The following is a 7,780-nucleotide window of genomic DNA, read 5'->3' on the forward strand; positions in this document are numbered from 1 at the left end:
TGTTTGCCCGCCCCGCACGAGCCTCACACCGAGTGTGACCGGAACGTCCCCCGGTACGCCTGCGGGGTGGTGCTCAGCCGCTGGGCGAAGTGGTGGCGCAGGGTGGCGGCGCTGCCGAAGCCGGTGCGCTCGGCGATCGCGTCGACCCCGAAGTCGGAGTCTTCCAGGAGGCGGCGGGCAAGCAGCAGGCGCTGGCTGGTGAGCCAGTCGTGCGGGGTCGCGCCGGTCTCGCTGCGGAACTTACGGGCGAACGTGCGCGGCGCCATGTGGGCCAGCCCGGCCATGGTCTCGACGCTGTGCGGCCGGTCGAGGGTCTCGAGGACCAACGCGAGCACGGGCTGGAGGGTCTCGCACTCGATCGGCTGCACCGGCGTCTCGATGTACTGCGCCTGGCCGCCGTCGCGGTGCGGCGGCACGACCATCCGGCGGGCGATCATCGTGGCGATCGCGGAGCTGTGCTCCTGGCGTACGAGATGAAGGCCCGCATCGACGCTCGCGGCCGTCCCCGCGCTGGTCAAGATCTTGCCGTCCTGCACGTAGAGCACGTCCGGATCGACCTTGGCCGCCGGATGCCGCCGGGCGAGCTCGTCGGTGTGCAGCCAATGCGTGGTGCAGCGCCGCTCGTCGAGCAGTCCGGCCGCGCCCAGCGCGAACGCGCCGGTGCAGACGCTCATCACCCAGGCGCCGCGCTCGTGGGCCCGGCGCAGCGCATCGGTCACCGCCGCCGGAACTTCGTGCCGGCGATATGCGTACGGCGTGACGGCCACCAGATCGGCGTCGTCGACCCGGCTGATGTCGTGCTGGACCCCGATCTCGAAGCCGGCGTGGCCGATCACCGGGCGGCCGTCGGTCGAGCAGAGCGCGAAGTCGTAGCTGGGCAGGCCCTCGGCCGTGCGGTCGTACCCGAACAGCTCGCAGAGCACCCCGAGCTCGAAGATGGCCACCTCGGGCAGCGCGATCACGGCGACATTGCGGAGCATGTGACGCAGCATACGGCCAGTTGGCAGGATTTTGAAGGTGTATGGCATCTCTGCCACTGTCGACCATGAGCGAACCCGAGAAGACTCTGTGTCATGGCTATCGCGCTTGCAATCTTCTTCCTGGTCATCACCGCCTTCTCGATCGCCGGCCGCGTGTCGGACTCACGCGACAGCGCCGATTGGAAGCCCACCGATGGCGGTTTCCGCCACACCACTTGACATCCACAGATCTCAATGAATGAATCGACCGAGCTCCCACCTTAACGGAGGTTCGGTCGTGACATTCCACTCTCTTCGGACGGCCTCCGTGGCCGTGGCGGCCGCTCTGCTCGCGAGCCTGGTGATCTCCTCGCCCGCACAGGCCGCGACGGTCACGTACGGCCAGGACGTCTCGAGCCACCAGGGCAACGTCAACTGGTCGGCACAGTGGAGCGCCGGCTCCCGGTTCGCCTACGTCAAGGCGACCGAGGGCAGCTCGTACACGAACCCGTACTTCGCTCAGCAGTACAACGGCTCCTACAACGTCGGCATGATCCGCGGCGCTTACCATTTCGCCCTCCCCAACGGAGCCGGCGGGTCGGCACAGGCGGACTACTTCATCGCACACGGCGGCGGGTGGTCGGCGGACGGCAAGACGCTGCCGGGCGCGCTCGACATCGAGTACAACCCGTACGGAGCGACCTGTTACGGCCTGTCCCAGGCGAGCATGCGCTCCTGGATCTCAGCGTTCCTGAACCGCTACCACGACCGCACCGGCCGCTGGGCGACGATCTACACGACCACCGACTGGTGGACGACCTGCACCGGCAACTACAGCGGGTTCTGGGCCAACTCGCCGCTCTGGCTGGCCCGCTACGCGAGCGCCCCGGGAACACTGCCCGCCGGCGCGCCGACCTGGTCGTTCTGGCAGTACTCGTCGACGGGCCCCTTCGCCGGCGACTCCAACCAGTGGAACGGCTCGCTCGACCGCCTCAAGGTCCTGGCCTGCAACGGCGCCTGCTGACCAACCCATAGTCAACGAGACGCCCGGTCCGCTTCTGCGGTCCGGGCGTTCGTCCGTTCGGTCACTAATCCCAGTTGGTGCCGTTCGTGATGGTCGTCGCCAACCGGCGACAGCAGTCAGACGCCGTGCCGCCGTGCCGCCGTGGCCGGAGGGCCCGGGAGGATCGGGTGACCCTCCCGAGCCGTGATCGGATCAGAGATGTCCCGGCGTGCAGCCGGGCGTGTAGAAGCCGTTCACGACGACCCCGACGCTGGCCGCTGAGCGGTTGCCGGCCGCGTCGATGGCCCGGACGGTGATGGTGTTGGGGCCGGGCTTCAAGACGTGCAGCACGCCCCACGCGCCGGAGATGTGGCCCTGGTCGGCGAGGAAGCCGATGGACACACCGTCGGCGAACGCCTGGTACTGGAGGTTCGGTTGGGGTGTCACGTTGTCGGTGGACCGGTTCGAGCCGATGATGACCATCAGGCACTGGAAGCCCTGGGCGTACCCGATGAGCGGCGTGGTCGGCGGGGTGGTGTCCGCCGCGGCCGAGGCGGTGCCGGCGGCCAGCGGAAGCGACAGCAGCACGGTGGCTGCCACGGTGGCGGCCCGGCGGAGGGATGATCGGAGCATACGCACCTCACTCGTACCTTTTAAGTAGTGAAACTTGACATGAAGCCCCGGCTACCCCGCGCAAATCTGATTTAAACAGTGGATGTTGGTGATATTTGATGGTTGCGCCGGACCGCTGGACCGCGGTGGCGGCGCTGGCCGACTCGTCGCGGCGGGCGCTGTACGAGTACGTCCGGCGCGCCGGCCACCCGGTCGGCCGCGACGAGGCCGGCAACGCGACCGGCATCTCGCGCGGGCTGGCCGCCTTCCACCTCGACAAGCTCGTCGAGGCCGGGCTGCTGCGAGCCCGGCACGAGTCGCCGGCCAGCCGTCCGCGGGGCCGGGGCCGGGCGCCCAAGGTCTACGAGCCGGCCGGTGCCGGCGTGGCGGTGGCCATCCCCGAGCGCCACTACGAGCTGATCGCGGAGATCCTCGCCGATGCCGTCGCCACCGAGCCCGCCGACGCCGCCCGGGCCGCGTCGCGGCTGGCGCACCAGCGCGGGCGGGAGGTCGGCGCCCGACTGCCCGAGAGCGGCCATGACCTGGCCGGTGCGCTGGCCGAGCTCGGCTTCGAGCCGGAGCCGGACCCGGACGGGACCATCGTGCTGCACAACTGCCCGTTCCACGTGCTCGCCGTCCGCCGGACCGAGCTGGTGTGCGGGCTCAACCACGCGTTCGTCACCGGCATCCTGGACGGGCTGGGCGAGACCCGGGTACAGGCCCGGATGGTGCCCCGGCCCGGCAGCTGCTGCGTACGCATCGGCCACTGATCCGCCCCGCCGCACTGTTCGTACAGCTCGGCCCCGGTGCGAGCCGGCTACACGCGGACCGCAGCCGAGCCGGCCTCGCGAGGGTCAGCGCCGTAGCTCCTTCGTCCGCCGCGGTTCTGTGGACACGGCGCCCTCGTCACCCATCTCCGGGCGACAGCCGTGGTATGGCGGTCATGACCCGGAGGCACGCGTCACGCTCCTCGGCGGTGCTCGCCAGCAGGTAGATCATTGTGAGTCGGCTGTGCCGCCGACCGGTGACGTGGTCCAGGGCCGCGCCCACCATCGTCCGCGCGGTCGCGGCGGCGGCGCCTCCGGCGACTCCCGCGCCCAGCAGCGGGAACAGAATGCTCGCCACCCCGCTCAGCTCCTCGGCGGCGACCAGCGCATTCGTTACACACCGGCCGAGATCGGCGACCGGGCGGTAACCCTCGCCGGGCTCACCGCGAACTGCCGCCACGTGCACGACGTACCGAACCCCGTTGCGGGCCGCGAGTACGCCCGGGCCGGTCACGACGGTCGTGCCGGCGGGTACCGGCCGTCGCCCGGCGACCGCCCGTTCCAGCTCGTTCGCAATGTCGTCCCGGATGACGTGGCCGGCGGTGTCCCGGAGCGCGCCTTCGAACCGGATGATCGCGGAGATCGAGTTCTCCTCGTAGCGGGACATCCGCATCTCGGTATTCTCCGAGTTCACCCACACGTCCACCCACGTCACACGGCGGATGTCGCCAGTGACGAGCCCGATCCCGGTAGCCGCCCCGCTGATTCTGTACTCGAACGTCTCGTTGTACGGCAGGACCGTCGACCGGGCGGGGGAGGCGGCCGCCGCGGACCGGGTCGCGGCATCTTCGGCGATCCGTTCCCAAGCGTCCAGCCACGGGCGCAATTGGTCCGGGCGTACACCCAGGACGCGAAGAATGTCTTCGTACGCGTCGGCCGGGCACAGCCGCACGCCGCGCAGATAGGGGTCGAGGGTGCTGGCGGGCCGTTGGACCCGCGCGGCGATATCGCGCACGGAGAGCTGCACCTGCCCCTTTCGCGCCGCCCGGCGGCGCAGCCTGGTGAAGGCCTCCGCAAGGTCCTGGAGCGTGTGCAATCCGGCCGGGTCCGGGACGGTCGCGCCGCTGGTCATGGTCCCTCCGCGATGGTGGGTTGGCCGTGTCCATTGTCGCCGTCTCCGGCCGCGGGGACAGACGCGGACAGTTGCGGACAGCCGTGATCGGCCGGTCCGGGTTCGCGCGGCCCGCATCCTCGTCTCATCGAAACAATGGGTGAGCCGGAAGGAACGGTCATGATGCGACATCAGCGATGGGAGATCGACGGGTACGACTACGGCGACGCGACGACGTGGACCGCTACCGCGATGACCGCGCTGACTACGGTCGTACGCTGGTTGATCATGTTCCTCGGCGATCACCTGGTCGGCTGACCATGATGGCGAATCTGCCGGAGGGCGGCTCCCGGTGGGAGCGGCTCACGGAGCGGGAGAAGGCGGTCGCACGCCTCGTCGCCGAGGCGATGACGAACCAGCAGATCGCCCGCCGCCTGGGGATTACGACGCACACGGTGAACTTCCACCTGCGACAAATCTTCGCAAAGCTGGAGATCTGCTCCCGGGTCAGCCTGGCCCGGCTGGTCGAGCCGCGCGAACCGTGGTAGCCGATCGGGTGACGCGGCCATCTCCCGCGGCGAGCGGGCAGATGCGGGTCGGCGCCGGCGACACCGGCGGCCAGACCGAGACGCTGATCGACGTGCCTATCCCGGACGTGCTGGCCGGCGCGGTCGTGCACACCGCGGAACTCAACCTGGCCGTGACCGGCAGCAGCCCCTGCCCGGCCGCTGCCATCGCCGCGTACGCCCCGACCGGCACTCTGACCTCGCACAACGCAACCCGGGCTGTGGCTGGTCCGAGGCGATGGCACCGGCGGCTTCGCCGGACCGGCCACCGACATCGGCGTCAACGGCGACGGCTTCCACGCCGGCCAGCCATCCGACTTCGACGGCGCGCAGGTGGTGCCCGGCCGCTATGCCGGCGGCACGCAACAGGATGTGTTCACCTACTGGCCGGCCGGCGACAAGGCCGGCACCGGGGTCGAGCTGCGGGGCACCGGCGACGGCACGGCGATCCAGCCGACGCCCTACGACACCGCCACCCTCACCCCGCTCGGCTACCTGAGCGACTTGGACAACAACTATCCGCTGCAGTTGGTCAACGCGAGCACGGCTGCGGACGACAACACGCCGTACCCGAATCTGGTTGGCATCTCCGGCGCCTCCGGCGCCTACCACCTGGCCCATTACTCCTGCCTGTGGAGTCAGAGCGTCTGCGCGTGGTTCTACGACATGCCCAACGCCACCCCGACCGGCGGCACCGACTGGGACACCTGGACGCTGGCCGGCGCCGTGCTGGACGGTCACACCACGCTCCTGCTCTGGCAGCGGAGCACCGGCAAGCTCTACGCCTGGGACGACGTGACGACCGACCCGGACACCATGGAGCTGCACTACAGCCAATACCAACTGGCCGACGACTGGAACACCGGCCAGTCGCTGACGCTGCAGGGCGCGGACATCAACAGCGACGGCACGGCCGACCTGTGGACAGTCGGCGACGGCGCGACCGCCACCGCCTGGCTGGTGACCGGTCTCGCCGACGGCCACGGCACGATCACCGCCCAGCCCAGCCACACGATCGCCACGCAGTAGCGGCCGCTCACTCTTCGGCCAGGACGTCGGGTCGCGCAGGGGCACGGTCGAAACTGCGCGACCCGTACGCGCCCGCGGGGTCGTGAAAGCGAAACCTGGGCCGCTGCGACAACGAGGGTGAGCGGCGTGGTGTTGGTGAGTGGATTCGGCCGCCCGATGGAGTCAGGGCAGCGGGACGAGGTAGGAATCGACGCTCGGTCCTTCGGTCCTCGGCCGTGACCGTGTGAGGTGAGCGAGGCCCGTCGCTTTCACATGGTGAATGTGAATCTTCGCGGTGGCCGCCATGGACCCAAAGTGTCGTACGTGTGTTCGAAGATGGTCCTCGTGTTGGCGGATGTGCGGCAGTTGAGTCAGGACGCGGCGAAACTCGCCGCGGCCCCGTTGTGGCCGCTGTCCGACGACGAGCTCACCGCCATGCTCCGCACCGCGCACCGGCTGGAACAAACCGCCGCTGCCCTGAAAGCCCGGCTGGTGCAGCAGGCCACCACCCGAGGCCTGCCCGCGGCGCAGGGCCACCGCCACGTGGCCGGGTGGCTGCGCACACTGCTGGTGCTGGACCCGCAGCCGGCACGGGAACTCGCCGAGCAGGCCGCCGCCCTGCGCCGGCCGATGATCGAGCAGGCCGTGCTCGACGGCCATGCCGATCTGCGCCAGGCCGCCGTGATCGCGGCGACCGCCGAAGCCATCCCCGCCGACCTCGACCACCTCGACCACCCGGACGGCCTCGACCACCCGGACGGCCTCGACCACGCTGACGGCCTCGACCACGCTGACGGCCCCGACCGCCCCGACCGCCCCGACCGCCCCGACCGTTTCGAGCGTCTCGCCGTGGCCGATGTTTCCCGCATCGTAAGTCAGGCCGAACGCACGATGATCGAGATGGCCGCACGGCTACCCGCCCATCAACTGCGCCGGATCGGCGAACGCATCCTCGCCTACGTGGCACCGCACCTGGCCGACCGGGCCGACGAAGCCGCCCTGGCCCGGCAGGAAACCCGCGCCCACAACCGGCGCGGCCTGACCCTGTCGCTGCCGGTCGACGGTCTCGTCCGGCTCTCAGGCGTGCTCGGCGTCGAGGACGCCGCCATCGTGCACGCCGCCCTGCACCCCCTGTGCCGGCCGATTCCCGACGACGACCGGTCGCCGGCGCAGCGCCGCGCCGACGCGCTGATCGATGTGTGCCGGCTGGCGTTACGCACCGGAAAGCTACCCGACGACGGTGGTGAACCACCCCAGCTGGCGGTCACCGTCGCCTACCATCCCCTCACCCGCGCCCTGGGTGCCGCGGCCACCGACACCGGCCAACAGCTAGCAGCGGCAACCGCGCGGCGGCTCGCCTGCGACGCCCGGATCCTGCCCATCGTCCTCGGCAGCGCCGGCCAGATCCTCGACACCGGCCGCACCCGCCGCCTCGCCACCGGACCCCTGCGCCGCGCCCTGCACATCCGCGACCAAGGCTGCGCCTTCCCCGACTGCGACCGGCCACCACGCTGGACCGACGCCCACCACGTCACCGCCTGGACCACCGGCGGCACCACCACCCTCGACAAGCACAGATCTCACTAATTGGTATCAATAGTTAGCACTAAAGTGGCAAATGTGATAATCCGGTCGAACCCGGTGGACCTTCCGGGGCTCGAACCCGGTGGACCTTCCGGGGCTCGAACCCGGTGGACCTTCCGGGGCTCGAACCCGGTGGACCTTCCGGGGCTCGAACCCGGTGGACCTTCCGG

At 70.2% G+C, this 7,780-nt stretch carries 10 protein-coding genes and 1 tRNA gene; 7 read left to right on the top strand and 4 right to left on the bottom strand.

What is annotated here, in order from left to right; translation table 11 throughout:
• Positions 1–23 precede the first annotated feature (23 nt).
• The gene (locus tag ACIA5D_RS26950) at positions 24–980 is read right to left on the bottom strand and encodes a GlxA family transcriptional regulator (protein WP_396032984.1); all 957 of its coding nucleotides are present in this window, start codon (positions 978–980) and stop codon (positions 24–26) included.
• A 93-nt stretch (positions 981–1,073) separates the two neighbouring features.
• Between ACIA5D_RS26950 and ACIA5D_RS26955 the strand changes: the two genes are divergently transcribed.
• Together ACIA5D_RS26955 and ACIA5D_RS26960 are read left to right on the top strand one after the other, a co-directional pair.
• Complete coding sequence (locus tag ACIA5D_RS26955) at positions 1,074–1,199, top strand: hypothetical protein (protein ID WP_396032986.1); 126 nt, start codon at positions 1,074–1,076, stop codon at positions 1,197–1,199.
• A gap of 58 nt (positions 1,200–1,257) precedes the next feature.
• Positions 1,258–1,983: a GH25 family lysozyme gene (locus ACIA5D_RS26960; protein ID WP_396032987.1), complete on the top strand. Its 726-nt coding sequence runs from the start codon at positions 1,258–1,260 to the stop codon at positions 1,981–1,983.
• A 192-nt stretch (positions 1,984–2,175) separates the two neighbouring features.
• Here the strand turns inward: ACIA5D_RS26960 and ACIA5D_RS26965 are convergent, their stop codons facing one another.
• Positions 2,176–2,595: a hypothetical protein gene (locus ACIA5D_RS26965; protein ID WP_396032988.1), complete on the bottom strand. Its 420-nt coding sequence runs from the start codon at positions 2,593–2,595 to the stop codon at positions 2,176–2,178.
• A gap of 98 nt (positions 2,596–2,693) precedes the next feature.
• On the opposite strand from ACIA5D_RS26965, the gene ACIA5D_RS26970 reads away from it, so the two are divergent.
• Entirely contained in the window at positions 2,694–3,344 is a 651-nt protein-coding gene (locus ACIA5D_RS26970) for a helix-turn-helix transcriptional regulator (protein ID WP_396032989.1), read from the top strand.
• Between the two features lie 136 nt (positions 3,345–3,480).
• Here the strand turns inward: ACIA5D_RS26970 and ACIA5D_RS26975 are convergent, their stop codons facing one another.
• Positions 3,481–4,473: a macro domain-containing protein gene (locus ACIA5D_RS26975; protein WP_396032990.1), complete on the bottom strand. Its 993-nt coding sequence runs from the start codon at positions 4,471–4,473 to the stop codon at positions 3,481–3,483.
• 159 nt (positions 4,474–4,632) lie between these two features.
• On the opposite strand from ACIA5D_RS26975, the gene ACIA5D_RS26980 reads away from it, so the two are divergent.
• From ACIA5D_RS26980 to ACIA5D_RS26995, 4 genes are all read left to right on the top strand, one after another.
• On the top strand, positions 4,633–4,770 hold the full coding sequence (locus tag ACIA5D_RS26980; RefSeq protein WP_396032991.1) for a hypothetical protein: 138 nt from the start codon (positions 4,633–4,635) through the stop codon (positions 4,768–4,770).
• Positions 4,771–4,775: 5 nt separating this feature from the next.
• A complete protein-coding gene (locus ACIA5D_RS26985) occupies positions 4,776–5,000 on the top strand; it encodes a response regulator transcription factor (RefSeq protein WP_396032992.1) in 225 nt (74 codons plus the stop codon).
• A gap of 354 nt (positions 5,001–5,354) precedes the next feature.
• A complete protein-coding gene (locus ACIA5D_RS26990; RefSeq protein WP_396032993.1) occupies positions 5,355–6,047 on the top strand; it encodes a hypothetical protein in 693 nt (230 codons plus the stop codon).
• 324 nt (positions 6,048–6,371) lie between these two features.
• Complete coding sequence (locus tag ACIA5D_RS26995) at positions 6,372–7,613, top strand: DUF222 domain-containing protein (protein ID WP_396032994.1); 1,242 nt, start codon at positions 6,372–6,374, stop codon at positions 7,611–7,613.
• Between the two features lie 55 nt (positions 7,614–7,668).
• Here ACIA5D_RS26995 and ACIA5D_RS27000 read toward each other — a convergent pair.
• Positions 7,669–7,753 (bottom strand) — tRNA-Ser (locus tag ACIA5D_RS27000).
• Between the last annotated feature and the right edge of the window lie 27 nt (positions 7,754–7,780).

Source organism: Actinoplanes sp. NPDC051513 (assembly GCF_044454685.1).
Lineage (GTDB): Bacteria > Actinomycetota > Actinomycetes > Mycobacteriales > Micromonosporaceae > Actinoplanes.

What these genes read in the sequence shown, in the direction of transcription:
- ACIA5D_RS26950 (WP_396032984.1), bottom strand. Translation starts at nt 980, where the DNA reads ATGCTCCGCAATGTCGCCGTGATCGCGCTGCCCGAGGTGGCCATCTTC.
- ACIA5D_RS26955 (WP_396032986.1), top strand. Translation starts at nt 1,074, where the DNA reads ATGGCTATCGCGCTTGCAATCTTCTTCCTGGTCATCACCGCCTTCTCG.
- ACIA5D_RS26965 (WP_396032988.1), bottom strand. Translation starts at nt 2,595, where the DNA reads ATGCTCCGATCATCCCTCCGCCGGGCCGCCACCGTGGCAGCCACCGTG.
- ACIA5D_RS26970 (WP_396032989.1), top strand. Translation starts at nt 2,694, where the DNA reads ATGGTTGCGCCGGACCGCTGGACCGCGGTGGCGGCGCTGGCCGACTCG.
- ACIA5D_RS26975 (WP_396032990.1), bottom strand. Translation starts at nt 4,473, where the DNA reads ATGACCAGCGGCGCGACCGTCCCGGACCCGGCCGGATTGCACACGCTC.
- ACIA5D_RS26980 (WP_396032991.1), top strand. Translation starts at nt 4,633, where the DNA reads ATGATGCGACATCAGCGATGGGAGATCGACGGGTACGACTACGGCGAC.
- ACIA5D_RS26985 (WP_396032992.1), top strand. Translation starts at nt 4,776, where the DNA reads ATGGCGAATCTGCCGGAGGGCGGCTCCCGGTGGGAGCGGCTCACGGAG.